Here is a 24,462-nt window from a genome sequence, read left to right as displayed (position 1 = left end):
GAACTAAACGTAAAAGGGTCTATTCAGAATGATCTCACTAGAGCAGGCGAAGTCACTCGTTCAAATGCTAGAAAACGGGGAACAAGACCAAGCCAATATGCTTGTTGCCTCGATCTACGAAGGTGCCGAGAATCCAATGCTGCAAGAAATTGGAGCCTTAACTCGAGACCTTCACGAATCACTCAAGCAGTTCAGTCTCGATCAGCGCATGACCGAAATTGCGAAAGACGAAATCCCTAACGCAAGGGATCGTCTTAATTATGTGATCGAGAAGACAGAGCTAGCAGCCAACAAAACGATGGATGCAGTCGACTGCTGCCTTCCTATCGCTGACAACCTGCATGATTGCCTTCAGAAAGTTCGTCCTCAATGGAATGAACTCATGCACGGGCGCATCGAATTAAGCGAATTCAAAGCACTTTGTCACCGAATCGACGAGCTATTAGTTCAAGTCGAAGGTGACAGCACTGAGTTGCGTGGTCAATTGACCGAAATTCTCATGGCGCAAGACTTCCAAGACCTAACTGGCCAGATTATTCGCCGCGTAATTACGTTGGTAAATGAAGTAGAAGGCCGCTTAGTGGAAATCCTAACCGTATTCTCTGGAAATAAACCTGAAGAACACATTCAAGTTTTGTCAGAACCGGCAGATAAAAAGAATACACAAACAAGCGAAGCCGAAGGCCCGATTCTTCATCCAGAACTGAGAGAAGATGCGGTTTCATCGCAGGACGAAGTCGATGACTTGTTGTCCAGTCTTGGATTTTAAAGGTAACGTATGAGCTACGATTTAGACGAAGATATTCTTCAGGACTTTCTCATTGAGGCTGGGGAAATTCTCGAACTGCTTTCTGAGCAGTTGGTTGAATTGGAAAATAACCCAGAAGACAAAGACTTACTTAATGCAATTTTCCGCGGGTTTCACACCGTAAAAGGCGGTGCTGGCTTCCTGTCTTTGGCAGAGCTAGTCGATACTTGTCATGGTGCGGAGAACGTGTTCGACGTTTTACGAAACGGCCAACGCACGGTCACGCAAAACTTAATGGATACGATGCTAAAAGCGTTGGATACGGTCAATACCCAGTTCCAAGCTGTTCAAGATCGTGAGCCATTGGAAGCTGCGGATCCTGCCCTTCTTGAAGAACTTCATCGTCTATGTAAACCTGAATCAGAAGATGAAGTTGCTGCAACCGTGGTTGAAGAACCAGTGGTTACTCCTGAACCTGTCATTCCTGAGCCTGTTATTGAAGAACCTGCCGCGCCAGCGTCAAGTGTCGGCTCTGTTGATGAAATTACCCAAGACGAATTCGAAAAGCTGCTGGATGAGCTTCATGGTAAAGGCTCAGCTCCAGGCGCTTCAGAACCTGCGACACCAACAACGCCATCTGAGCCCCCTCAATCAAGTGCGCCATCAGTTGAAAGTGGCGATATCACTGACGATGAATTTGAGCGTCTACTTGACGAACTTCACGGCGTTGGCAAAAGTCCATCAGCGGCAGAGGCTGCAGCATCTGCACCAGCAGAACCTCCTAAAGCGGCAGAACCAGCTGCGCCAGTTGCATCGTCAGCAAATCAAGATAGTGACTTAATGACGGACGAAGAGTTCGAAAAGTTACTCGATGAGCTACATGGTGCGGGCAAAGGTCCTACGCTAGAAGAACTGGATATGGCAACGAAGCCGGCATCAGCAAACGTAGAGGAAAGCCCTGCGAAACCTGAGCCTGCGGTTAAGCCAGCACCAGCAGCTCCAACTCCGGCTCCAGCACCAAAACCAGAATCTAAACCTGTCGCGGTGAAAGAAGAGGCGAAAGCGCCAGCGGTTAAAAAGCCTCAGGCAGAGGCAACCGTTCGTGTCGATACCTCAACGCTTGATACCATCATGAACATGGTAGGTGAGCTTGTATTGGTCCGAAACCGTCTATTAAGCCTTGGTTTGAACAGCGACAATGAAGAAATGTCCAAAGCGGTCGCCAACCTTGATGTCGTAACGGCGGATCTGCAAGGCGCGGTAATGAAAACGCGTATGCAGCCAATCAAGAAAGTATTTGGCCGTTTCCCACGCGTTGTCCGTGACTTGGCGCGCAACCTAAATAAAGACATCGTGTTGGAAATGCGCGGTGAAGAAACCGATCTCGATAAAAACCTTGTAGAAGCATTGGCTGATCCATTGATTCACTTGGTTCGTAACTCGGTTGACCACGGTATTGAAATGCCAGACGACCGCGCGAAAGCAGGTAAATCACGCACAGGTAAAGTGATTTTGTCTGCATCACAAGAAGGGGATCACATTGAGCTATCCATCGTAGATGATGGCGGCGGTATGGACCCGAACAAACTGCGTGGTATCGCGGTTAAGCGCGGCATGATGGACGAAGATGCAGCGGCCCGTTTAACAGACAAAGAGTGCTTCAACCTTATCTTTGCGCCAGGTTTCTCAAGTAAAGATAAAATTTCTGACATCTCTGGCCGTGGCGTTGGCATGGATGTGGTTAAGACGGCTATCAACACCTTAAATGGTTCAATCGATATCGACTCTGAGCTAGGTAAAGGCACTAAGATCACCATCAAAGTACCACTGACGCTTGCGATCCTACCAACACTGATGGTTGGTGTTGGCGGTCATCCGTTTGCGCTGCCACTGGCATCGGTGAGCGAAATTTTCCACTTGGATCTGAGTCGCACAAACGTGGTAGATGGTCAGTTGACGATCATTGTGCGTGAAAAATCTATCCCGCTATTTTACTTACAGAACTGGTTAGCATCCAAATCACAAAACGTCGAAGAGCGTACTGGTCACGGTCATGTGGTTATTGTACAGATCGGTAACCAGCGCGTTGGTTTTGTTGTGGATACGCTTATTGGTCAAGAAGAAGTGGTTATTAAGCCACTCGATAATCTATTGCAAGGCACTCCGGGCATGGCTGGTGCAACAATCACTAGCGATGGCCATATTGCATTAATTCTAGATGTGCCTGATTTACTTAAGCGATATGCTGCGGCTTCACGCCTTTAAGCAAAGCTGACGTTATTAAAAGGAATAAGATGGCGATTAAAGTACTAGTCGTTGATGATTCGAGTTTTTTTCGACGTCGCGTGAGCGAAATCATCAACTCAGAATCGCGCCTAGAAGTGATTGACGTTGCGGTAAATGGCAGAGAGGCGGTTGAGAAAGCCAAATCTCTTAAACCGGACGTCATCACGATGGATATTGAAATGCCAGTGATGGATGGCATTACCGCTGTGCGTGAAATCATGGCAGCGGCTCCAACGCCAATCCTAATGTTTTCGTCCCTGACTCATGACGGGGCGAAAGCCACGCTTGATGCGCTAGATGCGGGCGCATTGGATTTCTTACCGAAAAAGTTTGAAGACATCGCACGTAACCGCGAAGAAGCGGTGTCACTGCTTCAGCAACGAGTTATTCAGATTGCTTCGAAGCGCGCTTTTATGCGTCGACCAATCACTCGCGCTGCTGCGAGTACCAGTGCGGCAGCTCGTCCACTAGGCTCAAGAACGGCTTCGCCAGCGACTCCAGCTCCTGCTCGACCGGCTGCGGCAAAGTTCCGAGCCTCTGGTAAGAAGTATCAACTGACCGCAATTGGCACGTCGACTGGTGGTCCGGTTGCTTTGCAAAAAATTCTGACGCGTTTACCGATGAACTATCCGCATCCGATCGTATTGATCCAACATATGCCGGCAACCTTTACTGCTGCATTTGCCAGTCGTTTGAATACCTTGTGTAAGATTCAAGTGAAAGAAGCACAAGATGGCGATGTCTTACAGCCTGGTGTGGCTTACCTTGCTCCAGGTGGTAAGCAAATGATGGTGGATGGTCGAGCAGGGGCTGCTCGTCTTCGCATCATTGATGGCGGCGACCGCATGAACTACAAACCATGTGTGGATGTGACTTTTGGTTCTGCAGCCAAAGTATACGGTGACAAAGTACTCTCTTTAGTGCTGACTGGTATGGGTGCAGACGGTCGTGAGGGCGCTCGTATGTTGAAGTCTGCAGGTTCAACTATTTGGGCTCAAGATGAAGAAAGTTGTGTTGTTTATGGTATGCCCCAAGCTGTTGCTAAAGCAGGCATTTCTTCAGAAGATTTACCGCTTGACCGCATTGCTGAACGCATGTTGGTGGAAGTTGGCCTAGCGTAGGATTCATCATGATTGTTTGGAGTGTAGCTAACCAGAAAGGTGGCGTGGGTAAAACCACCTCAACAGTGACATTAGCGGGTTTGCTGAGTCAAAAAGGTCATCGCGTACTGATGGTCGATACTGACCCTCACGCATCACTGACTACCTATCTTGGTTATGATCCTGACGCAGTAACTTCGAGCCTGTTTGATTTATTCCAGTTGAAGACATTCTCTCGTGAAACGGTGAGGCCGTTAATCCTAGAGACAAAACTGGAAGGGATGGATATCATTCCCGCGCATATGTCCCTTGCGACGCTTGATCGTGTCATGGGGAATCGCAGTGGGATGGGGTTGATCTTAAAACGAGCTCTACAAGCGGTCTCACAAGACTATGATTATGTCTTGATTGACTGTCCGCCAATTCTTGGTGTGATGATGGTGAACGCACTGGCCGCCAGTGACCGAATTTTGATTCCCGTTCAAACCGAGTTTTTGGCGATGAAAGGCTTGGAACGCATGATGCGCACGTTAACCATTATGCAAAAGTCTCGTCCGGGTGGTTTCAAAGTGACTATCGTTCCAACGATGTATGACAAGCGCACCAAAGCGTCTTTGCAGACATTGATGCAACTGAAGAAAGATTACCCAAATCAAGTATGGACCTCTGCGGTGCCGATTGATACCAAGTTCCGTGATGCTAGTTTAAAGCATTTGCCAGCATCGCATTTTGCATCTGGTAGTCGTGGTGTGTTTGCGTATAAACAGTTATTGATTTACCTGGAGAGGTTAGCGTTCGATGAGCAGTAACGACGTGCTTTCCAGTGAACAAGCGCTTGATGACTACTTTAATGCGCTATTGGGTGATGAGGCTGAAGCAACGACTCTTGAGGAAGAGCTTGACTTGCTGGCTCAAGAAATATCATCTGCAGAGCCAGAGCCAGAGCCAGAGCCAGAGCCAGAGCCAGAGCCAGAGCCAGAGCCAGAGCCAGAGCCAGAGCCAGAGCCAGAGCCAGAGCCAGAGCCAGAATTGCAGTTTCAATACTCGGAGCCGGAAACTTACCAGTTTCAAGAAGCGTACCCGCCAGAATTGGAAGCCCCAAATCTGGAAGATGTGCAAAGGTTATTAAGTCAGCTTGAAGCAAGCAACCCTGTAGCCGAGTTAGATATTGATAGTATTCTTGAACAAAATACGATTGATATTGCAGCAGAAATAAAAGCGGCTGAGCCAGACGTACAAACCGTTAGTGAGACGCCCGAGTTACAAACAGTTGAAGAGATACAAGACTGGGCGATTGATGCGCCAGTTTTTGAGGAAACTCAGCCAGAACTGGTTGAACCTCAATCGGTGATTGAGCATGATGTCAATATAGAATCGAACGTTGATACCGAGCTCGAGACACAAACAGGTTCCGAAATACCAACTGACTGGGAAAGCACGAAGCGAAGTGAAGATTTTCAAGTGCTTTACTTTGATGTGAATGATGTCACGTTTGCCGTACCGCTTGATGAGTTAGGTGGTATTCATCGCATCAGCGAGCTTAACCATTTGATAGGAAAGCCCGCCTGGTATTTGGGGCTACAAACAAATCGTGAGCAACAGTTTGATGTCGTCGATACCGCGAAATGGGTGATGGCAGATAAGCTTCGCGATGACAGTTACAAAGATAATTACCAATACGTTGTCATGCTTGGAGAGAGCATGTGGGGGCTGGCCAGTAACCAACTAATGGGGACGGAAACGCTCAATATCGACAAGGTTCGCTGGCGTGAACAGGCGGGTAAGCGCCCTTGGCTAGCGGGCATGGTAAAAGAAAAAATGTGCGCCTTAATTCATGTCCAGGCGCTCATTGACATGCTAAACGCCGGTTTAGATGTCAAATCACTGAATTAGATTTAAGTCGGGAACGACATTAACGAGGATTAACTATGTCTCAAGCTTTTGAAGTAGAAGTGAAGAAAGATGCATCGAATGACGAAGTTCTTCAGTGGGTGACGTTCCAGCTAGAAGAAGAAACGTACGGCATCAACGTAATGCAAGTTCGTGAAGTACTTCGTTATACTGAAATTGCACCCGTTCCAGGTGCGCCAGATTATGTTCTGGGTATCATCAACCTGCGTGGTAACGTGGTTACTGTTATCGACACGCGTTCGCGTTTCGGCCTGATGGAAGGCGAAGTTACAGATAATACTCGTATTATTGTGATCGAGTCAGAGCGTCAAGTGATTGGTATTTTGGTAGATAGTGTGGCAGAAGTGGTTTACCTACGTTCTTCTGAAATTGACACGACGCCTTCTGTTGGTACTGATGAAAGCGCGAAGTTCATCCAAGGTGTGAGCAACCGTGACGGCAAGCTTCTTATCCTTGTGGATTTGAACAAGCTCCTAACGGATGACGAATGGGACGAGATGGCTCACCTATAATGGGCTGAATAATGATGGCTGAAGAGACTCTTTTATCTGTTCCATTCCTTGCGGGTGGCGTCGCTTTTATCGTGTTGGTGTTGGTTGTTTTGCAACTGCGCATTCGCTCGGGGTTGCAAAAGCAAGTAGACCAGCAACGAGCACAGTCTCGACATGTAGATAAAGAAGTACAAAAGTTGAGTAAGCAGTTACTCGAAGTGCGTTCGGTTGTCGTTGGTCTTGGACAAAAAGTAACGGAACAACAAGACATTATTCAGCACCTAAACGAGAGAATTCGTGAACTCGAGCACGCTGATACTGATGGTCGCTTGTACAGTCGAGCTTCTAAAATGGTACAGCTTGGTGCAGATATCAATGAGCTCATTGAAGAGTGTGAACTGCCAAAAGCTGAAGCGGAATTGATGCTTTCACTACAGAAAAAACTGGCGGGAAAAGAGAAAATTCCACCACTAAGCGGTCAGCCATCAGATGATGCAGAATACCCGACGCGTGGACGTCGTCGACGCTAAAGGTTTTAAAGCGATAAAAAGAGGCGATAAGCCTCTTTTTTTGTGTTCGGTTACTAATTATCTTTTTGCAATACAGCCCTAGGTTACCTTGAGCTCTCTTCATTCTTAGCACTCGCTCCCCAAGTTAAAATGAGAGCTTATAACTACTTATAGTTAATTTTATTAAAGTGTGACGATTAATTAACAAAAATACATGAACTTACATACATCCCAGCCCTCTTATCCTGTTTTGTCATAACTAAGCTGTGCTAATATAGCGCTTCGTTCATTTTTTAGTTGAAGCTCTATGTTAGAAGTATCTAACCTGACAGCGATCCGTGATGAGAGGGTCCTGTTTGAAAACCTGCAGTTTGAAATTAAGCCTGGTGAATTGGTCCAGATAGAAGGGCGCAATGGTACTGGCAAAACTACGTTACTACGTATTGTGACAGGTTTAGGTGATAGAGAAGAAGGCATCATTAAGTGGAAAGGAGAAGAGGTTGAAAAATCTCGTGATGTTTTCCATCAAGATCTGCTGTTCTTAGGGCATCAAACTGGAGTGAAACGAGAGCTTACCGCACTAGAAAACTTACGTTTTTACCAATCTATTCAAAATAACCGCTCTTCTGACGAAGAAATCTTCACTGCTTTAACTCAAGTTGGTTTAGCTGGTCGAGAAGATGTGCCTGTAGCACAGCTTTCCGCAGGTCAGCAACGACGAGTGGCACTAGCAAGGTTATGGCTCAGTAAGCAAATTTTATGGATTTTAGATGAACCGTTGACCGCCATCGATAAGCAAGGCGTCAAAGTGCTTGAATCTTTGTTCGCAAGTCACGCTGATAATGGCGGTATTGTCGTGTTGACTACGCATCAAGATATGTTTTCGGACAGCCCGAAACTTAGAAAAATAAAGTTGGGTGATTGATATGATTCCATCTATGACCACCATCATTCGCCGCGAGCTATTGATAGCATTTCGCCGTCAGGCAGACATTCTGAACCCGCTTTGGTTCTTTATTATTGTTATTACTCTGTTTCCTCTTAGTATCGGGCCTGAACCAAATTTGTTAGCACGTATTGCAGCGGGCATTGTTTGGGTTGCCGCATTGCTATCCGCCTTATTATCATTAGAGCGTCTATTTCGTGATGATTTTCAAGACGGTGCATTGGAACAAATGATGCTAATGCCGATTCCATTGCAACTTGTAGTGGTTTCAAAGGTCATAGCACATTGGTTGTTAACAGGGTTACCTCTGATCCTAATTAGCCCATTATTGGCGGTTTTACTTTCGCTTGATTTCAATACTTGGCTATCTGTTGTACTAACCTTGATGATCGGTACACCGACACTAAGTTTTATTGGAGCTATTGGCGTGGCTTTGACGGTTGGGCTGCAAAAGGGTGGCGTTCTTTTGAGTTTGCTTATTCTTCCGCTCTACATCCCAATTTTGATTTTCGCAACATCAGCAATTGATGCCGCCGCGCTTGGTATGGCGTATAACGGTCAACTAGCAATTTTAGGTGCGATGCTAATGGGAGCGATGACGTTAACGCCTTTTGCCATTAGTGCCGCATTGAGAGTTAGTGTTAACTAACTCAATAAAGTGCCAATGAAGCGGCGCTTGATCAAAGAATTATTATTAAAGCACTGCTACGGTCTCAACCCTTTAGACAGTGTCCCTGAAGTAAGAGTGAGAACAAAACATGTGGAAATGGCTACATCCTTATGCCAAGCCAGAAACCGCTTACCGTTTGAGTGGTAAGTTTCTGCCTTGGTTTTCTGTATTGGCCCTCGTATGCTTATCGGTTGGTACGGTTTGGGGGCTTGCATTTGCGCCTTCAGATTACCAACAAGGTGACAGTTTCCGAATCATCTACATTCATGTCCCATCAGCTATTTGGTCTATGGGCGTTTATATGTCGATGGCGATTGCGGCATTTATTGGCTTAGTATGGCAAGTACGTCTATCTGATATGGCGGCACTTGCGATGGCGCCGATTGGTGCGGTATTTACCTTTATTGCTCTACTTACTGGTGCCGTTTGGGGTAAGCCAATGTGGGGCACTTGGTGGGTATGGGATGCGCGTCTTACTTCAGAGTTGATTCTTCTATTTCTCTATCTTGGTGTTATTGCGCTTTATCACGCGTTTGACGATCAGAAAACAGCCGCAAAAGCGGCGGGTATTTTAGCGATCGTAGGCGTTGTTAACCTTCCGATCATTCACTTTTCCGTAGAGTGGTGGAACACGCTTCACCAAGGCGCGACGATCACGAAATTTGAACAACCTTCTATTTCATCCGACATGCTTTGGCCGTTATTGCTAAACATCTTTGGCTTTGCGTTCTTCTTTGGTGCAGTGACGATGGTCCGTTTCCGTAACGAAATCATCAGTAAAGAAAGTCACCGCCCTTGGGTGCGCAAACTCGCAACAGAACAAACTCAGTGAGGTAATTGATTATGCATTTTGAATCTCTGAGCGACTTTTTTGCCATGGGTGGCTACGCATCATACGTATGGAGTGCGTTTGGTATTACTTTCTTATCCATGCTGATTCTTCTGATCACTAGCCTTCGCCGCGGTGATGCATTATTGAAAGAAGTGAAAGCAAAAATTGACCGTCAAGCTCGTATCGACGCAGCGAAGAACATGGAGAACACCTTATGAATCCGAGACGTAAAAAGAGGCTAGGTATCGTACTAGCGATCTTTATCGGTATTAGTGCCACCATTGGTTTGATACTTTATGCGCTTAACCAAAATATGGACCTTTTCTACACTCCTACGGAATTGGTTAATGGTAAGCCAGATGGCACCAAGCCAGAAGTAGGCCAGCGTCTGCGTATTGGTGGTATGGTGGTTGTGGGCTCGGTTCGTCGAGATCCTAATTCTTTGAAAGTGAGTTTTGACCTGCACGATGTCGGTCCTAAAGTGACGATTACTTATGACGGTATTCTTCCTGACTTGTTCCGTGAAGGGCAGGGTATTGTGGCTCAAGGTGTACTGAAAGATGCCACGACAGTTGAGGCATTTGAGGTCCTAGCGAAGCACGATGAAGAATACATGCCACCAGAAATTGCGGAAGCGATGAAGAAAACGCATGAACCGCTTCAATACAGTACAGAACAGAAACAAGGAAGCGGCCAATGATTGCTGAAATCGGTCACTTTGCTCTCATTCTTTCGCTTGCAATGGCTGTGCTGCTGAGCGTATTGCCATTGTGGGGAGCATCGAATAATAACACCATGCTCATGAACACAGCGCGACCGCTATCTTGGTCTATGTTCCTAATGCTGTTGTTCTCTTTCGCCATTTTATGTTGGGGATTTTATACCAACGACTTCACGTTACAGTATGTAGCGAGCAACTCGAATAGTCAGCTTCCTTGGTACTACCGTTTAACCGCAGTATGGGGTGCACACGAAGGTTCACTGTTGCTATGGGTGTTAATCCAAGCTGCTTGGACTGTCGCTGTAGCGACATTCAGTCGTGGTATGCCGCAAGAGTCGGTTGCACGTGTACTTGCCGTAATGGGCATGATCTCAGTGGGTTTCCTACTGTTTATCATCCTAACGTCAAACCCATTCCTACGTACGTTACCGTTCTTCCCGGTTGACGGACGTGATTTGAACCCTCTGCTTCAAGACCCTGGTTTGATTGTTCATCCGCCAATGCTTTACATGGGCTACGTTGGTTTCTCGGTTGCCTTCTCCTTTGCGATCGCATCCCTAATGACCGGACGCCTTGATACGGCTTGGGCCCGTTGGTCTCGTCCTTGGACAACCGCTGCATGGGTATTTTTAACACTCGGTATCGCACTAGGCTCTTGGTGGGCTTACTACGAACTTGGCTGGGGTGGCTGGTGGTTCTGGGATCCAGTAGAAAACGCATCATTCATGCCTTGGTTAGCGGGTACCGCATTAATGCACTCTCTTGCCGTGACAGAAAAACGCGGCACATTTAAAGCGTGGACGGTACTATTGGCAATCTCTGCATTTTCGTTGAGTTTGTTGGGCACATTCTTAGTCCGTTCCGGTATTTTAGTATCGGTGCACGCGTTCGCGTCTGACCCGTCGCGCGGTATGTTTATTCTAGGCTTCCTCGTTTTCGTTATCGGCGGCTCTTTATTGCTGTTTGCCGTAAAAGGGGCAGCAGTACGTGTACGTGGTAACTTCGACTTAGTCTCTCGTGAAAACGCGCTCTTAGCCAATAACGTATTACTTATCGCAGCACTTGTTGTGGTGTTAGTGGGGACACTGTTGCCGCTCGTACATAAGCAGCTTGGTTTGGGGTCGGTTTCTATCGGTGCGCCATTCTTCGATATGCTGTTTGCGTGGTTGATGATGCCATTTGCTTTCCTACTTGGTATTGGTCCACTTATCCGTTGGAAGCGAGACAATTTATCTAAACTTGTGAAACCAATGCTCGTTTCAGGTGTGCTTGCTTTTGCTTTGGCCGCGGTATGCGTATACCTGTTTGCCGACTTCTTCTCAACCATGGCTTACATTGGCTGGGTAATGGCGATTTGGATTATTGCAATGCATGGCTTTGAACTATATGAGCGTGCAACGCACCGTCATAGCTTTAGTGAAGGCGTTCGCAAGCTGCAGCGTAGCCATTGGGCGATGATGTTGGGTCATGTTGGTCTGGCGGTATCTGTTATCGGTATTGCGATGGTACAGAACTACAGCATCGAGCGTGATGTACGTTTAGCACCTGGCGAACACTTCCAAATTCAAGGTTATGATTTCTACTTCTCAGGCCTGCGTGATAAAGATGGTCCAAACTACGATGGCTACATCGCGGATTTTGAGATCACACATGATGGCAAATACGTGAATACGCTTCACGCTGAGAAGCGCTTCTACCGTACGGCTAAGTCTATGATGACCGAAGCTGCCATTGACCGTGGAATTAGTCGTGACTTATACATTGCAATGGGTGAACGTTTAGACGACAACCGATCTTGGGCTGTTCGTATTTACTATAAACCGTTCGTTCGTTGGATTTGGGCTGGCTCTTTGATTATGGCGTTAGGCGGTGCATTAGCGATTTCAGATAAGCGTTATCGCTTCCGTAAATCTTCAAAGAAAAACGCGAAGTCAAAAGAGCAGGAGGCATAACATGAATAAGAAAATCTTATTTATTCCGCTCGTCGCTTTCATGATTTTGGCGGGCATTTTCGCAACCCAGTTAATGCGCAACCAAGAGGGCGATGATCCAACGAAATTGGAGTCGGTTTTGGTTGGTAAGCCAGTTCCTGAGTTTCACTTAGAAGACTTAGCTGAACCTGGAAAACAATACGACCAGTCAATTTTTAAAGGTGAGCCGTTGCTCTTGAACGTTTGGGCTACGTGGTGTCCAACGTGTTATGCAGAGCATAAATACCTAAACGAATTGGCGGGTAAGGGCGTTAAGATTATCGGTATGAATTACAAAGATGATCGTAACAAAGCGGTAGGCTGGTTGAATGATCTCGGCAACCCTTACTTAATTAGCCTATTTGATGGTAGCGGTATGCTTGGTCTTGACCTTGGCGTTTATGGTGCACCAGAAACATTCATTATTGATGCAAATGGTGTGATTCGCTATCGCCATGTGGGGGATGTTAACCCACGTAATTGGTCAGAAACACTGGAGCCGCTTTACAACAAATTGGTTGAGGAGGCGAAGCAATGAGAAAGCTGATCCTTGCAGTTTTTGCTGCCATGACATTATCTCTTGCTGCTCACGCTGCCATTGAAGTATACGAGTTCGATAACTTGGAACAAGAACAGCAGTTCAAAGAGCTAAGCCATACGCTCCGTTGCCCTAAATGTCAGAACAACACGATCTCGGATTCTAACGCTGAACTTGCTCAGGACTTACGCCATAAGGTGTACGAAATGACCAAAGAAGGTAAGTCCAAAGATGAGATTGTTGATTACATGATCGCCCGTTACGGTAACTTCGTGACTTACAACCCACCATTTACGGTCGCGACTGCGATTTTGTGGCTAGGGCCACTCGCTGTAGTACTGGGTGGTTTTGGTTTGATTGTGCTGCGCAGCCGTAAATCTAAAGTTAAGGCAAAAGCGAGCAGTGACGAGCAATGGGATGAGCAAAAAGAAGCTCGTTTAAAAGCATTGCTTGAAGAAGAGAACAACGGAGATAAGAAGTAATGACACTATTTTGGATTTCCACCGTTGCTCTTACGCTTATTGCTTGTGCGCTGGTGGCTTTGCCGCTGCTTAAACAAAAAGCGAACAATGATGATGTGTTACGCGATGAGCTCAACAAGGCATTTTATAAAGACCGTCTATCTGAGCTTGCAGAAGAAACCGACGAAGGGCTGGTTGAAAGCGAAGACGAACTGATTTCTGATCTAAAGCAGTCTCTCCTTGACGATATTCCGGGTGATAAAGCGCAAAAAGAAACCAAGGTTTCACCAATCGCGGTTTTAGTTCCATCGGTAATTCTGACGGTGGCGTTGAGCTATGGCTTGTATTACAAATTTGGCGCGTCAGACGATATTGTTCAATGGCAAGAAGTGTCTGCAAATCTACCTGAGTTATCGAAAAAGCTGATGTCGGCTTCTTCTGAGCCGTTGAGTGACGATGAAATGGCGGATTTGACCCTTGCCCTTCGAACTCGCTTACATTACCAGCCGGAAGACTCGACAGGTTGGTTACTGCTAGGTCGTATTGCGTTAGCAAATCGTGATGTCACCACGGCTATCGATGCGATGGAAAAATCATACCGCCTAGAGCCAAAAGACCCAGATGTGATGTTGGGTTATGCACAAGCTCTGATGCTGTCTCAAGAGGAAATGGATCAAGCGACGGCTCGCTCATTACTCGGCAAGCTGATGCAGCAAGACTATGTCGATCTGCGTGTGTTTTCTTTGTTAGCGTTCGATGCGTTTGAGCGTCAAGACTTCCCGGCAGCCATCAAGTACTGGGGAATCATGCAGCAAATGATTGGTCCAGAAGATAGCCGCTACGAGATGTTGTCACGCAGTATTGAGAGTGCTCGTAAGCAAATGGGCGAAGCGGTTTCACCGGATAAGAGTGTTGCTGTGACAATTAATGTTGCACCAAATGCTCAGTTGGATCCAAACGCAGTTCTGATTGTGTCAGTACATCGTGCAGATGGCTCACCAATGCCTGTTGCGGCAGCTCGCTATCCGCTGGGTACTTTCCCTCGTACAGTCGTATTAGATGATGGTAATGCCATGATGCAGGGGCAAAAACTATCTTCACTCGACAAGTTAATCGTCCGTGTGCGTGTGGACTCTGACGGTAACGTAGCAACGCGTGACCAAGATTGGCACGGAGAGAGTGACGTCGTTGAATTTGGCACGCCGGTTGAAGTGACCATTGACCAGCAATATTAATCGTTAGCGTCTGTCTCTGAAATATGACAACGGGGTAGAGTCTGTTGCCTTTAGTGGTATGACTCTAAACGATCGAGTAGAATACCGAAGGCCAGCGACTGCTGGCCTTTATTTATTCCCATATCTGAGTCATCTTTACTACGTATACTGCTCAACATACGTACAACTGTTCATTGGGTGACTTAGGTACATTAATAGTCGTTATGGAAAATAAAATGTATAACAAGGGTAAATCTACCTTCTTGTTACTGCTTGCAGTTGGACTGGTTGGCTGTTCAAGTGCGCCTGATGAAGCAGTAACAGGACAAGAAACAAATCAAACGACTTCTGATGTGTATGACCCGTTGGAAGGCTTTAACCGAACCATGTGGGAAATCAACTACGAATATTTAGATCCGTATTTGGTTCGTCCTGTATCACTTGCGTATGTGGAATACACGCCAGTTCCTATTCGTTCCGGTATCGCTAACTTCTTGTCGAACTTAGATGAGCCAGCCAGCATGGTTAATAACTTAGTCATGGGTAACGGCACGAAAGCCGTAGACCACTTTAACCGTTTTTGGATTAACTCGACGTTTGGTATTTTCGGTTTATTCGATATTGCAAGTGCCGCGGGTATTACGAAATACGACGAGAAAGCGTTCAGTGATGCAGTAGGCCACTATGGTGTTGGAAATGGCCCTTACTTCATGATTCCAGGTTATGGCCCGTATACCTTACGTGAAGTGACAGATACCGTAGATAGTACGTATTTACCCCTCTCTTACCTCAACTTCTGGGCGAGTTTGGGTAAGTGGGCGTTTGAAGGCATGGAGAAGCGTGCTTTATTAGTACCGCAAGAAGCACAGTTAGACTCGTCGCCGGATCCATATATTCTTACTCGCGATGTTTATATTCAGCGTCAAAACTTTAAAGCAGAAGTTGAAACCGTTGAAGAAGTGAACATCGAAGAAGAAGAGTATTTAGACGAATACCTAGAGGACTTTTAAGCATTGTTTCTCACAATATAAAATGAAAAAGGCTTAGCTGATGCTAAGCCTTTTTCATATTTTTGCTGTTTGGTTAGAAACGGTAGTTTGCTTGAACACCGATTAGCCAAACATTACCCGTAGTTTCGCCTACGAATTGGCCGCCGACTTGTTCTGCAGCGTCGTCTGACTTGTAACCACGAGACTCAACGATTGGTGCGTCTTTCGCGAAAATATAGGTGAAGCCAGCGTCTAGGCTGAAGTCTTTCGTCCAATCGTACGTTGCGCCAATACTTAGCCAAGTACGGTCAGTTTCTGGAATAGTGATCGTACGGTTTTTGTCGCTTACCGCTGAAGTATCGTATGCAATACCAGCACGTAGCGCTATCTTAGGATCAAGCTGGTAAGTAGCACCAACAGCAAAGCGGTAGTTATCTTCCCAGTTTTCTACTTTAACCATATGCGTGCCAGCAGTATCTAGACGTGCTTCCAATTTCTCGAAAGAGCTCCAATCCGTCCAGTTAAAGCTTGCGTGTAACGCAAGTTGGTCTGTTACTTGGTGGAAGCTTGCCAACTCAGCCGTTGCAGGCAGGTTTAGGTACATGTAGCCGTTGTCACGTAGTTGTGAAAGCTTAGTACCGAAGCCAAAACCTAGACCTTCAGCATGGCCTTCAAGCTTCAGTTCAACTTCAGATTTGTACGCGAAGCCGATACGGTTATTTTCATTGATCTGCCATGCAGTACCAACTTGCCAGCCCCAAGCGGTATCGTCACCTTCCATGTATTTTAGAGCGGTACCTTGAGGAACACTGATAGGATCGCCAGTGACAGGGTGCTGTCCTACAACGTTATTCTTAGGTGCGGCTGCGCCAAAGCTGCCTTCGCCGATGATGTAACGGATACCACCACCAACGCTGATTGATTCATTGACTTTGTGAGCTGCGTTTAAGTTCGCTTCCATTGTCGTTACGCTTGCTTCGTTACCGAAGTGTGAAGCACCAAAGCCTTTACCTAAATCGGTTTCCATGCCGTAGTTGGTGCCAAATGCCAAACCAATCGCGAATTTCTCATTGTATTGATGTGATAGGTAGAAGTTTGGAATGATTGCATCATGTGCGAAATCATCTGAAGATGCAGAAGAAGTACTACCGTGGAAGTTTACATCACCTTCAATATCAATATTTGGGTTCACATAGATTGCACCAACGGACACTTGAGTGCCTTCCAAATAAGTTAGCATTGCTGGGTTACGCCATTGTGCACTTGCGTTGTCAGCCATTGCTGCTTCACCAGCATATGCTCGACCTAGGCCTGTTGCAGAATATTCAGCAAGTTGGAAACCTGCAGCGTTAGCCATGCCCGTTGTGCCAAGTAGGCTTAATGCCACTGCTGTTGATAGAAGAGTCTTGTTGGTTTTCATTCGAATGTTCGCTGATTTGTTTATAACGTGGGACGAAAGTTTAAAGGTAGAGTTTTTACTTTAGAAATGAAAATCCAGCACAAGCAGTCATTTGGAATATTATGCTTTCAAGTGTTGTTTGGGTGGTTTAATAATCTAACTGTGAAGGGCTTGTAAATGGAATTCAGCGAACAGCTGTGCGTCCTAATTGTGAGATTTAGATACACGTGTTCACTCAAATTGAGTGGGCAATAAATCGCAGATATGAAAAAAGGCTGGAAATCCAGCCTTTTATATAAAGTATTTTTCTACTAACTAACAGCGAAGCGCTTAGAAGCTACGGCTGTATTGTAAGCCGAATAGAATTGCGTCAGCATGAGTTGTTGCTGTTACACCGGTAGAAAGACCAGGAGCTAATTGAGTATTCTCATTAACTTTTACATCTTCACCTAACAAGTATGTGAAGCCAAAATCGATGTTTGAGCTATTATCAATATGGTAAGAGAAACCTGTTGAGAACCACTGGCGATCTGAATCTGGTACCGAGATAGACGTTACTTTATCTTGAGCGCTTGTGTCGTACATGTAACCAGCACGAAGTGTCCAGTTGTTGTTTAGGTAGTAAGTACCACCAATTGCGTAGTGCCAGCCATCTTGCCATTGATAGTCTTTCGAGTAACCACCTTTAAGTAAACCCTGATTTAGGTTCTCAAAATCAATTTGGTCGAAATCTTTCCAACCGATGTATTGGATGCTGTAGTGTACAGCAAACTTAGTGTCTTGGATTTTGTGGAAACCAGAAAACTCGGCCATATCTGGTAGAGGTAGCGTGATTTCCTGACCTTTGTCGTCTTTTGCTGTAAATTCAGGGCTGTAACGATACGCTAGACCAAAACGGTTGTTTTCATCTAGTTCGTACACAGTACCAACGTTGAAACCAACAGCCCAACCATCAGCTTTATCTACGTCCAGAATTTTTTGACCGCCAACCCGTGGGACTGAAGAGCTAGTTGTACGCTTCATTGTGCCTTGGCCGTAGATTAAATCTAAACCAGCACCAAAGCTCCATTGTTCGTTTAAACGGTAAGAACCCGCAAAGCCAAAGTTGAAGCTTTTTACATCCGTAAGACCACCGTACTCGGTTGCGGTATAGTTATCTGAAAATTCAGTTTTAGTGCCGAAATTAGAGTATGCGTTTACGCCCCATGCAAACTTGTCATTTACTGGAACGATTAGGTGAATGTTTGGAGCTATTGACGTATCACCCACATCATCAGTGTCAGCAACATTTACAGTACTAGAACCCAAAGGAGTATTAACGTTATATTTCGCATCTTTCACTTCAATCATTGAAGTAATGCTTTCGAAACCTAGCGAAAGCTCCATTTTATCAAATAGAGCCATTGCTGCTGGGTTACGAGCCATTACTGCGGCGTTATCTGCGATTACTGCATCACCAGCAAATGCACGGCCGATGCCAGTTGCTGATTGAGCGTTGATTTGGAAACCCGCTGCCATCGATTGACCTGAGGCAAAAGCTACCGTTACTGCTAGGAGAGTCTTTTTAAACAGACGCGTGTTCTGAGTCATTTGTTTTTCCTTATTAGATTCGTCTCTTTGGACGATAAATTGAGCTTTTGCTCAGTGGCGCAGATAGTAGTATCAATAGTTGCTTGGACAAATCCGACCATTGGATAAAATTGAATAAAAATTGCAGAAATGATGTCTAAAAGACGGGAAATTGCACTTAAAATGCATAATTTAGAGTTTAAGCTCTAAATGCTATAGCGAGGGTGAATGTTTTGTGTTCTATTTATACAAAAATGCCGCTAAATAAGATCATTTAGCGGCATTTAACCTTTTGAAGGCTGGAAATCGTCGAAGTTATTACATCGGTTTAATCATTGATGCAAGAGTCGTAGCGATAGCATCAATATTTTCACCTTCTTCTCCGACTAAAATCAAACTTGAACTCCCGACGGGCTGAACGATTCCGGTCATGCCATCCTTATTAAAGTCGGTACTTTGTTCGCTAGGAATACCAGTAATAAATAACGTTACTTTACCTTTTGGACCTTGGAATACCATATGCACCGCATTGGATTCGCCAAAACCGCAGTGGTTTAGGTAGTAAACGTGATATGGAAAGCTTTCACTAAACTGGTAATGAAATGGCGACATTTTCGCATTAATTTGCGAGCTCGGTACATCCTCATCAAGATGACGAACAAAAGGTTCTTCATGAATAACGTGTTTCATCGCGGTATCAGCTAAACTGGCTTGTGCTGGAGAAACCAAAACATTTCCCCAGTTTACTTGACCAACTAATAATCCTGCGGTGAACGCAATAGAAGCGGCAAGTGCCATTGCTTTGCGCACAAAGTTTGGTCTGACGACCTTCTCTTCATCAAGTGCACTCGACGTCTGACTAAATAAAATCTTATCAGCGAGATCTTCAGGTACATCCACATTCATGGCTTGTTTAATTTTTACGTCGAGATCCAAAATGTCATCAACAAACTTATTGTTGGTGTCGCTACCAGCTAAAGCTTGCAGAATCTCTTCATCCTTTTGTTTTGGATCCGACAAAATACGACGACGAAATTCTAAATCATCCATTCTTTTGTCCTCTCTTAGTATCTTGAGAATCCAACATCTCTTTGAGTTGATTACGAGCGCGAAATAATCGAGTCATCACTGTATTTTTATTTAAATCAAGAATGTCGCCAATCTCTTCTCCGCTGAAACCACCGACAACTTGGAGAAATAAAGGCTCGCGGTATTCAACATCGAGTTTCATGATCTGCGCTTGCAGCCATTCTTGCTGATGATGTGGGTCATCGCTGACTTTAGCATCATTGCCGTAATCATCGATATCAACTAAATCAAATTGTTTACGTTCGAAGCGGCGCGCATTTTCTCGTCTCAATATGGTGATGAGCCAAGACTTGGCTGCTTTTTCATCCTGGAGACTATCGAGTGACTTCCAAGCTCTAAGACAGGTTTCCTGAACTAGATCTTCCGCTATCGCTTTATCTTTGCACAACCAGTATGCGTAGCGATATAAGTCACGATGGTACCCTCGGACGAGCGCTTCGTATTTTCTTTGCTTGTCCATATCAGAGTTGACCGGACTGTTGGAATTTTTCTTTCCAAACATTTTTAATATGGCCACAGGAGCCTCCATCCTCGCTCTGTGAGTTTCTTATTTGTTCTGAGCATGACTTTACTTTTCAATAGCCTCGCGGTTTCGGTTGAGCGTGTGTCGTAGATAACCTCTGACACAATAAGCTATGTGGTTACTTAAAAGTGTATACGCAAATGCCAAATATCATCGAACATGAATTGGTAAAGATTGTTAACAATATCATCATTAGTAATCAATGGTTTGGATAAGTTCATTCGATGGGACATAAAAAGAGACTGCTAGCGGTGAATTTTTGAATAGGTTTGCATCGCTGAGCCTTTTAGATGTGCTTAAAGCTCGTAAAATCACTATAAAATTGATCTATTTCAAAATATCAAGCAGTGAAGGGGTTATAGTACATCTTGTCATCTCGTTAGTCATTGCGACTAACATGTTGAGCAAGATGACACTTCCTTTTGAAGGCTGACTTTACTTTCTCCTAATCAGGAAACTGATTAATTTTCAATTGGCGTAAGTTAATTGTTTTATAGATATTCCGACCACACAGTTATGTGTGGTTTTTTTTTGCTTCGATTTTACCTTCCATATACCTCTTACCGTTTTAACTCTCTATAGTTAATCATTATTAATCGCATAAGAATCAAAGAAGTAGAGTAATTGATCTACTTGCTTCACGTTTATTTAAACGCACGTTTGATAAATTTAACAAATTCATTACAATGCATCAGGTCAGACCTCTTGTATTTAAGGAGAAACAATGGGCAAGCAGGAAGTAAAAACACGCAATGGTGAGCGTGTCGCTATTGTCGCGGGGCTTCGAACTCCCTTTGCTCGTCAAAGCACGGAATTTAGCCAAGTGCCAGCGGTCGATTTAGGGAAAATGGTAGTAAGCGAAATGCTTGCTCGAACAGATATTGATCCGAAGTTAATCGAACAAGTGGTATTTGGACAAGTAGTACAAATGCCTGAAGCGCCAAACATCGCACGAGAAATCGTGTTAGGCACCGGTATGAACATTCACACTGATGCTTACAGTGTGACTCGTGCGTGTGCAACGAGTTTTCAAGCGGCGGTCAATGTCGCAGAAAGCATCATGGCGGGAACCATCGATATCGGTATTGCTGGTGGTGCAGACTCTTCTTCCGTCCTGCCTATTGGCGTATCTAAGAAACTGGCCGCTAATCTGCTTGCTCTAAGTAAGACAAAAACAATGGGTCAGAAGCTTAGCATCCTCAAAAACTTGAGCTTTAAAGACCTTATGCCAGTGCCTCCTGCAGTAGCCGAGTACTCGACGGGCTTGTCGATGGGACAAACTGCGGAGCAAATGGCAAAGACGCATGGTATTTCTCGTGCAGAGCAGGATGCGCTTGCACATCGCTCTCATACGCTGGCTTCCCAAGCTTGGAAAGAAGGTAAGATCCAAGGTGAAGTGATGACGGCTTTTCCCGAACCATACAAAAAATGGATTTCGGAAGACAACAATGTCCGTCACGACTCAACCGTAGAAGGGTACGCGAAACTTCGACCTGCCTTTGATCGCCAGTATGGCAGTGTTACGGCAGCTAACAGTACGCCACTGACTGATGGTGGTGCGGCAGTGATGTTGATGCGCGAAGGTAAAGCGAAAGAGCTTGGCATGGAGATTCTTGGCTACATCCGCGGCTACGCATTTTCAGCGATTGGTGTGGAAAAGGACATGCTGATGGGACCGACTTATGCCACTGCGAAAGTGCTAGAAAATACAGGCTTGGAACTGTCTGATCTGACGTTGATCGACATGCACGAAGCGTTTGCTGCGCAAGCATTGGCGAATGTGAAGATGTTTGCTTCAGATAAGTTTGCTCAAGAAAATCTAGGTCGTTCGAAAGCGATCGGTGAAATCGACATGGATAAGTTTAACGTGCTTGGTGGCTCAATCGCTTACGGTCACCCATTCGCGGCGACAGGTGCACGAATGATGACGCAAACCCTACGTGAACTGAAACGCCGTGGTGGCGGTATTGCATTGAATACCGCATGTGCAGCTGGCGGTCTTGGTGCAGCAATGATTCTGGAGGTTGAGTAATGAGCGAGCAAAAAGCATTTAGTCTAAAAGTTGATGAGCAGAATATTGCTTGGTTAGCGATTGACGTACCTAATGAAAAAATGAATACGCTACAGGCGGCTTTTGCTGATGAAATGAAAGAAATCTTTGCTCAGCTAAAAGACGCCAGTGGCATCAAAGGGATGATCATTCATTCCCTAAAACCGGACAACTTTGTCGCGGGGGCCGATGTTCGCATGCTAGAAGCGTGCACGACCGCAAGTGAAGCAGAAGCATTAGCGAGGCAAGGTCAAGAGCTATTCCAGCAGCTATCGGACTTACCATATCCTGTGGTTGCCGCTATTCACGGTCCATGTTTGGGCGGTGGTTTAGAGCTTGCTCTTGCATGTGATTATCGTGTTTGTACGGATTCAGATAAAACGCGTTTAGGTCTGCCAGAAGTACAACTTGGTTTATTGCCTGGTTCTGGTGGTACTCAGCGTCTGCCGCGTTTGATTGGCCTGTTACCTTCACTGGACTTGATCCTGACGGGTAAACAGCTTCGCGCAAAGAAAGCTAAAAAGCTGGGCGTTGTGGACGCCTGTGTCCCAGATACCATTTTGCTCGACGTAGCAAAACAGTTTATCGACAAAGGTAAAAACAAGGGTACGAAAAAGCTATCGACGAAAGAAAAAGTGATGTCGGGTAGCGGGTTAGGGCGCAAGTTTGTGTTTGAACAGGCAGCGAAGAAAACCAATCAGAAAACCCGTGGTAACTATCCTGCAACGGTCGCGATTTTAGACGTTATTCAGCATGGTTTAGAGAAAGGTTTCGCCCAAGGACAAGAGCTTGAAGCGAAACGCTTCGGTGAGCTTGTGATGAGCTCTGAATCAAAAGCGCTCCGTTCTATCTTCTTTGCGACAACGGAAATGAAGAAAGAAAATGGTACGGATGCGAAACCCGCGCCAGTTCATAAAGTTGGTGTGCTTGGCGGTGGCTTGATGGGCGCAGGAATCAGCCATGTGTCTGTTGCAAAAGCGAAGGTGCCTGTCCGCATCAAAGACGTCAGCAACGATGGCGTTCTAAACGCACTCAACTATAACTACAAGTTATTCGAGAAACAGCGTAAACGTCGCATTCTATCAAAAGCCGATCTGCAAGCGAAAATGTTGCAACTGTCTGGCGGTGTCGACTTTACCAGCTTTAATCATATTGATGTCGTAATTGAAGCCGTTTTTGAAGACTTAGATCTTAAACAAAAAATGGTGGCGGATATTGAAGCGAATGCCAAGCCGGAAACCATCTTTGCGACCAATACCTCTTCGTTACCAATCCACAAAATTGCAGAAAAAGCGGAGCGTCCAGAAAACGTAGTGGGTTTGCATTACTTCAGCCCGGTAGAAAAAATGCCGTTGGTGGAAGTGATTCCGCATGAAACGACATCAGATGAAACCATTTCAACAGTCGTTGCACTTGCTAAAAAGCAAGGAAAAACCCCGATCGTAGTGAAAGACAAAGCGGGCTTTTACGTGAACCGCATTCTTGCGCCATACATGAACGAAGCGGCGCATATTCTGCTGGCTAACGAACCGATCGAAAAGATTGATACGGCGTTGCTTGATTTTGGTTTCCCTGTCGGCCCGATTACCTTACTGGATGAAGTCGGTGTCGACATTGGCGCGAAGATCATGCCGATTCTAGTCAATGAGTTAGGTGAGCGATTCAAAGGCCCGGACGTGTTCGATATCTTATTGAATGACGGTCGCAAAGGACGTAAGAGCGGGAAAGGTTTCTACACTTACAAAGGTAAGAAGAAAGAAGTCGATAAATCTATCTACAAGCTGCTTAAGCTCGATCCTGAATCTAAGTTGAGTGATAACGATATTGCGTTGCGCTGTGTACTACCAATGCTGAATGAAGCGGTACGTTGTTTGGATGACGGCATCATTCGCTCGCCACGTGATGGTGATATTGGTGCAATATTTGGCATTGGTTTCCCTCCATTCTTGGGCGGTCCATTCCGTTATATGGATCAGTTTGGCATTAAAGAACTGGTTGAGAAAATGAATGAGTTTGCATCGAAGTACGGCGATCGTTACGCACCGTGTGATGGTTTGCTTACTCGAGCTGGAGAAGGAACCACATTCTATTAAGCGTTGCTTCGGTAAAGAAAAAGGCTTGCCAGCGGCAAGCCTTTTTCATAAATAAGAAATAGTTACTTCTTCTTGTCTTTTTTATCTTTATTGTGGCCTTTACCTGGGTTGTCGTCCCCGTGAACGCTGCTGTTGCCTTTGTTGTCTTTATCTTTCCACTGTTTTGAAGAGCAATCATCTGATTTGATGGAAACATTGTCTCCGCTTAGGCGGACACAGTCGTTACTTAGCTCAAAGCCATCACCTTTCACCGAGATTTCAGCGTGTGCAGATGCCAGTGGCAGTATAATAGCAGCAAGTAGTAGTGCTTTTTTCATGATTACCTCATTAATTTATTTTTAGTGTGGTAATTA

Annotated in this window: 24 protein-coding genes; 19 read left to right on the top strand and 5 right to left on the bottom strand. The window is 45.4% G+C overall.

What is annotated here, in order from left to right; translation table 11 throughout:
* Nucleotides 1-28: 28 nt before the first annotated feature.
* The 17 genes from J8Z23_RS11645 (at nt 29) to J8Z23_RS11565 (ending at nt 15,407) form a co-directional block, all read left to right on the top strand.
* Nucleotides 29-769 carry a protein phosphatase CheZ gene (locus J8Z23_RS11645; protein ID WP_006741709.1) on the top strand — a complete coding sequence of 247 codons (741 nt, stop codon included), beginning with the start codon at nt 29-31 and terminating at the stop codon, nt 767-769.
* Nucleotides 770-778: 9 nt separating this feature from the next.
* A complete protein-coding gene (locus tag J8Z23_RS11640) occupies nt 779-3,013 on the top strand; it encodes a chemotaxis protein CheA (protein ID WP_047008843.1) in 2,235 nt (744 codons plus the stop codon).
* Nucleotides 3,014-3,042: 29 nt separating this feature from the next.
* Nucleotides 3,043-4,155, top strand: a complete 1,113-nt coding sequence (locus J8Z23_RS11635) for a protein-glutamate methylesterase/protein-glutamine glutaminase (protein WP_047008842.1) — start codon at nt 3,043-3,045, stop codon at nt 4,153-4,155.
* An 8-nt stretch (nt 4,156-4,163) separates the two neighbouring features.
* A complete protein-coding gene (locus J8Z23_RS11630; RefSeq protein WP_006741712.1) occupies nt 4,164-4,943 on the top strand; it encodes a ParA family protein in 780 nt (259 codons plus the stop codon).
* Entirely contained in the window at nt 4,933-6,027 is a 1,095-nt protein-coding gene (locus tag J8Z23_RS11625; protein ID WP_434633615.1) for a chemotaxis protein CheW, read from the top strand. The genes J8Z23_RS11630 and J8Z23_RS11625 overlap by 11 nt, the downstream gene beginning before the upstream one ends.
* Nucleotides 6,028-6,062: 35 nt before the next feature.
* On the top strand, nt 6,063-6,557 hold the full coding sequence (locus tag J8Z23_RS11620; RefSeq protein WP_005380507.1) for a chemotaxis protein CheW: 495 nt from the start codon (nt 6,063-6,065) through the stop codon (nt 6,555-6,557).
* A gap of 14 nt (nt 6,558-6,571) precedes the next feature.
* The gene (locus tag J8Z23_RS11615) at nt 6,572-7,066 is read left to right on the top strand and encodes a DUF2802 domain-containing protein (protein WP_046875563.1); all 495 of its coding nucleotides are present in this window, start codon (nt 6,572-6,574) and stop codon (nt 7,064-7,066) included.
* A 286-nt stretch (nt 7,067-7,352) separates the two neighbouring features.
* Nucleotides 7,353-7,970 (top strand): cytochrome c biogenesis heme-transporting ATPase CcmA, encoded by a 618-nt coding sequence (gene ccmA, locus J8Z23_RS11610; protein ID WP_012841536.1) that lies wholly within the window; start codon nt 7,353-7,355, stop codon nt 7,968-7,970.
* A gap of 1 nt (nt 7,971) precedes the next feature.
* Nucleotides 7,972-8,640 (top strand): heme exporter protein CcmB, encoded by a 669-nt coding sequence (gene ccmB / locus J8Z23_RS11605; protein ID WP_006741714.1) that lies wholly within the window; start codon nt 7,972-7,974, stop codon nt 8,638-8,640.
* Between the two features lie 109 nt (nt 8,641-8,749).
* Complete coding sequence (locus J8Z23_RS11600) at nt 8,750-9,493, top strand: heme ABC transporter permease (protein ID WP_005394301.1); 744 nt, start codon at nt 8,750-8,752, stop codon at nt 9,491-9,493.
* 11 nt (nt 9,494-9,504) lie between these two features.
* Nucleotides 9,505-9,711 (top strand): heme exporter protein CcmD, encoded by a 207-nt coding sequence (gene ccmD, locus J8Z23_RS11595; protein WP_005380515.1) that lies wholly within the window; start codon nt 9,505-9,507, stop codon nt 9,709-9,711.
* On the top strand, nt 9,708-10,193 hold the full coding sequence (gene ccmE, locus J8Z23_RS11590) for a cytochrome c maturation protein CcmE (protein ID WP_005380516.1): 486 nt from the start codon (nt 9,708-9,710) through the stop codon (nt 10,191-10,193). Before ccmD ends, ccmE begins: the two co-directional genes overlap by 4 nt.
* The gene (locus tag J8Z23_RS11585; protein ID WP_005394299.1) at nt 10,190-12,166 is read left to right on the top strand and encodes a heme lyase CcmF/NrfE family subunit; all 1,977 of its coding nucleotides are present in this window, start codon (nt 10,190-10,192) and stop codon (nt 12,164-12,166) included. Before ccmE ends, J8Z23_RS11585 begins: the two co-directional genes overlap by 4 nt.
* A 1-nt stretch (nt 12,167) precedes the next feature.
* The gene (locus J8Z23_RS11580; protein ID WP_012841537.1) at nt 12,168-12,722 is read left to right on the top strand and encodes a DsbE family thiol:disulfide interchange protein; all 555 of its coding nucleotides are present in this window, start codon (nt 12,168-12,170) and stop codon (nt 12,720-12,722) included.
* A complete protein-coding gene (locus J8Z23_RS11575) occupies nt 12,719-13,204 on the top strand; it encodes a cytochrome c-type biogenesis protein (protein WP_005380519.1) in 486 nt (161 codons plus the stop codon). The genes J8Z23_RS11580 and J8Z23_RS11575 overlap by 4 nt, the downstream gene beginning before the upstream one ends.
* The gene (gene ccmI / locus J8Z23_RS11570; RefSeq protein WP_053808772.1) at nt 13,204-14,418 is read left to right on the top strand and encodes a c-type cytochrome biogenesis protein CcmI; all 1,215 of its coding nucleotides are present in this window, start codon (nt 13,204-13,206) and stop codon (nt 14,416-14,418) included. Before J8Z23_RS11575 ends, ccmI begins: the two co-directional genes overlap by 1 nt.
* A gap of 215 nt (nt 14,419-14,633) precedes the next feature.
* Entirely contained in the window at nt 14,634-15,407 is a 774-nt protein-coding gene (locus J8Z23_RS11565; protein ID WP_005394290.1) for an MlaA family lipoprotein, read from the top strand.
* Between the two features lie 73 nt (nt 15,408-15,480).
* Here the strand turns inward: J8Z23_RS11565 and J8Z23_RS11560 are convergent, their stop codons facing one another.
* The 4 genes from J8Z23_RS11560 to J8Z23_RS11545 form a co-directional block, all read right to left on the bottom strand.
* On the bottom strand, nt 15,481-16,806 hold the full coding sequence (locus J8Z23_RS11560) for an outer membrane protein transport protein (protein WP_434633607.1): 1,326 nt from the start codon (nt 16,804-16,806) through the stop codon (nt 15,481-15,483).
* Nucleotides 16,807-17,115: 309 nt separating this feature from the next.
* Nucleotides 17,116-18,375, bottom strand: a complete 1,260-nt coding sequence (locus J8Z23_RS11555; protein WP_006741718.1) for an outer membrane protein transport protein — start codon at nt 18,373-18,375, stop codon at nt 17,116-17,118.
* A 297-nt stretch (nt 18,376-18,672) separates the two neighbouring features.
* On the bottom strand, nt 18,673-19,404 hold the full coding sequence (locus J8Z23_RS11550; RefSeq protein WP_005394287.1) for a DUF3379 domain-containing protein: 732 nt from the start codon (nt 19,402-19,404) through the stop codon (nt 18,673-18,675).
* The gene (locus tag J8Z23_RS11545) at nt 19,397-19,972 is read right to left on the bottom strand and encodes a sigma-70 family RNA polymerase sigma factor (protein WP_029836529.1); all 576 of its coding nucleotides are present in this window, start codon (nt 19,970-19,972) and stop codon (nt 19,397-19,399) included. The genes J8Z23_RS11550 and J8Z23_RS11545 overlap by 8 nt, the downstream gene beginning before the upstream one ends.
* A 718-nt stretch (nt 19,973-20,690) precedes the next feature.
* Between J8Z23_RS11545 and fadI the strand changes: the two genes are divergently transcribed.
* Together fadI and fadJ are read left to right on the top strand one after the other, a co-directional pair.
* Nucleotides 20,691-21,998 (top strand): acetyl-CoA C-acyltransferase FadI, encoded by a 1,308-nt coding sequence (fadI, locus tag J8Z23_RS11540; RefSeq protein WP_005394284.1) that lies wholly within the window; start codon nt 20,691-20,693, stop codon nt 21,996-21,998.
* On the top strand, nt 21,998-24,109 hold the full coding sequence (fadJ, locus tag J8Z23_RS11535) for a fatty acid oxidation complex subunit alpha FadJ (protein ID WP_005394283.1): 2,112 nt from the start codon (nt 21,998-22,000) through the stop codon (nt 24,107-24,109). The genes fadI and fadJ overlap by 1 nt, the downstream gene beginning before the upstream one ends.
* A gap of 62 nt (nt 24,110-24,171) precedes the next feature.
* Here fadJ and J8Z23_RS11530 read toward each other — a convergent pair whose 3' ends face one another.
* Nucleotides 24,172-24,426, bottom strand: coding sequence for a hypothetical protein (locus tag J8Z23_RS11530; protein ID WP_046875551.1), 255 nt, complete (start codon nt 24,424-24,426; stop codon nt 24,172-24,174).
* Between the last annotated feature and the right edge of the window lie 36 nt (nt 24,427-24,462).

The organism is Vibrio sp. SCSIO 43086, from assembly GCF_051132235.1.
Taxonomy (GTDB): Bacteria; Pseudomonadota; Gammaproteobacteria; order Enterobacterales; family Vibrionaceae; genus Vibrio; species Vibrio diabolicus.
This window is presented reverse-complemented; position numbering and strand designations above follow the sequence as displayed.

Bases quoted from the DNA above. Each gene is read 5' to 3' on its own strand.
- J8Z23_RS11645 (WP_006741709.1), top strand. From the start codon at position 29: ATGATCTCACTAGAGCAGGCGAAGTCACTCGTTCAAATGCTAGAAAAC.
- J8Z23_RS11640 (WP_047008843.1), top strand. From the start codon at position 779: ATGAGCTACGATTTAGACGAAGATATTCTTCAGGACTTTCTCATTGAG.
- J8Z23_RS11635 (WP_047008842.1), top strand. From the start codon at position 3,043: ATGGCGATTAAAGTACTAGTCGTTGATGATTCGAGTTTTTTTCGACGT.
- J8Z23_RS11630 (WP_006741712.1), top strand. From the start codon at position 4,164: ATGATTGTTTGGAGTGTAGCTAACCAGAAAGGTGGCGTGGGTAAAACC.
- J8Z23_RS11625 (WP_434633615.1), top strand. From the start codon at position 4,933: ATGAGCAGTAACGACGTGCTTTCCAGTGAACAAGCGCTTGATGACTAC.
- J8Z23_RS11620 (WP_005380507.1), top strand. From the start codon at position 6,063: ATGTCTCAAGCTTTTGAAGTAGAAGTGAAGAAAGATGCATCGAATGAC.
- J8Z23_RS11615 (WP_046875563.1), top strand. From the start codon at position 6,572: ATGGCTGAAGAGACTCTTTTATCTGTTCCATTCCTTGCGGGTGGCGTC.
- ccmA (WP_012841536.1), top strand. From the start codon at position 7,353: ATGTTAGAAGTATCTAACCTGACAGCGATCCGTGATGAGAGGGTCCTG.
- ccmB (WP_006741714.1), top strand. From the start codon at position 7,972: ATGATTCCATCTATGACCACCATCATTCGCCGCGAGCTATTGATAGCA.
- J8Z23_RS11600 (WP_005394301.1), top strand. From the start codon at position 8,750: ATGTGGAAATGGCTACATCCTTATGCCAAGCCAGAAACCGCTTACCGT.
- ccmD (WP_005380515.1), top strand. From the start codon at position 9,505: ATGCATTTTGAATCTCTGAGCGACTTTTTTGCCATGGGTGGCTACGCA.
- ccmE (WP_005380516.1), top strand. From the start codon at position 9,708: ATGAATCCGAGACGTAAAAAGAGGCTAGGTATCGTACTAGCGATCTTT.
- J8Z23_RS11585 (WP_005394299.1), top strand. From the start codon at position 10,190: ATGATTGCTGAAATCGGTCACTTTGCTCTCATTCTTTCGCTTGCAATG.
- J8Z23_RS11580 (WP_012841537.1), top strand. From the start codon at position 12,168: ATGAATAAGAAAATCTTATTTATTCCGCTCGTCGCTTTCATGATTTTG.
- J8Z23_RS11575 (WP_005380519.1), top strand. From the start codon at position 12,719: ATGAGAAAGCTGATCCTTGCAGTTTTTGCTGCCATGACATTATCTCTT.
- ccmI (WP_053808772.1), top strand. From the start codon at position 13,204: ATGACACTATTTTGGATTTCCACCGTTGCTCTTACGCTTATTGCTTGT.
- J8Z23_RS11565 (WP_005394290.1), top strand. From the start codon at position 14,634: ATGTATAACAAGGGTAAATCTACCTTCTTGTTACTGCTTGCAGTTGGA.
- J8Z23_RS11560 (WP_434633607.1), bottom strand. From the start codon at position 16,806: ATGAAAACCAACAAGACTCTTCTATCAACAGCAGTGGCATTAAGCCTA.
- J8Z23_RS11555 (WP_006741718.1), bottom strand. From the start codon at position 18,375: ATGACTCAGAACACGCGTCTGTTTAAAAAGACTCTCCTAGCAGTAACG.
- J8Z23_RS11550 (WP_005394287.1), bottom strand. From the start codon at position 19,404: ATGGATGATTTAGAATTTCGTCGTCGTATTTTGTCGGATCCAAAACAA.
- J8Z23_RS11545 (WP_029836529.1), bottom strand. From the start codon at position 19,972: ATGGAGGCTCCTGTGGCCATATTAAAAATGTTTGGAAAGAAAAATTCC.
- fadI (WP_005394284.1), top strand. From the start codon at position 20,691: ATGGGCAAGCAGGAAGTAAAAACACGCAATGGTGAGCGTGTCGCTATT.
- fadJ (WP_005394283.1), top strand. From the start codon at position 21,998: ATGAGCGAGCAAAAAGCATTTAGTCTAAAAGTTGATGAGCAGAATATT.
- J8Z23_RS11530 (WP_046875551.1), bottom strand. From the start codon at position 24,426: ATGAAAAAAGCACTACTACTTGCTGCTATTATACTGCCACTGGCATCT.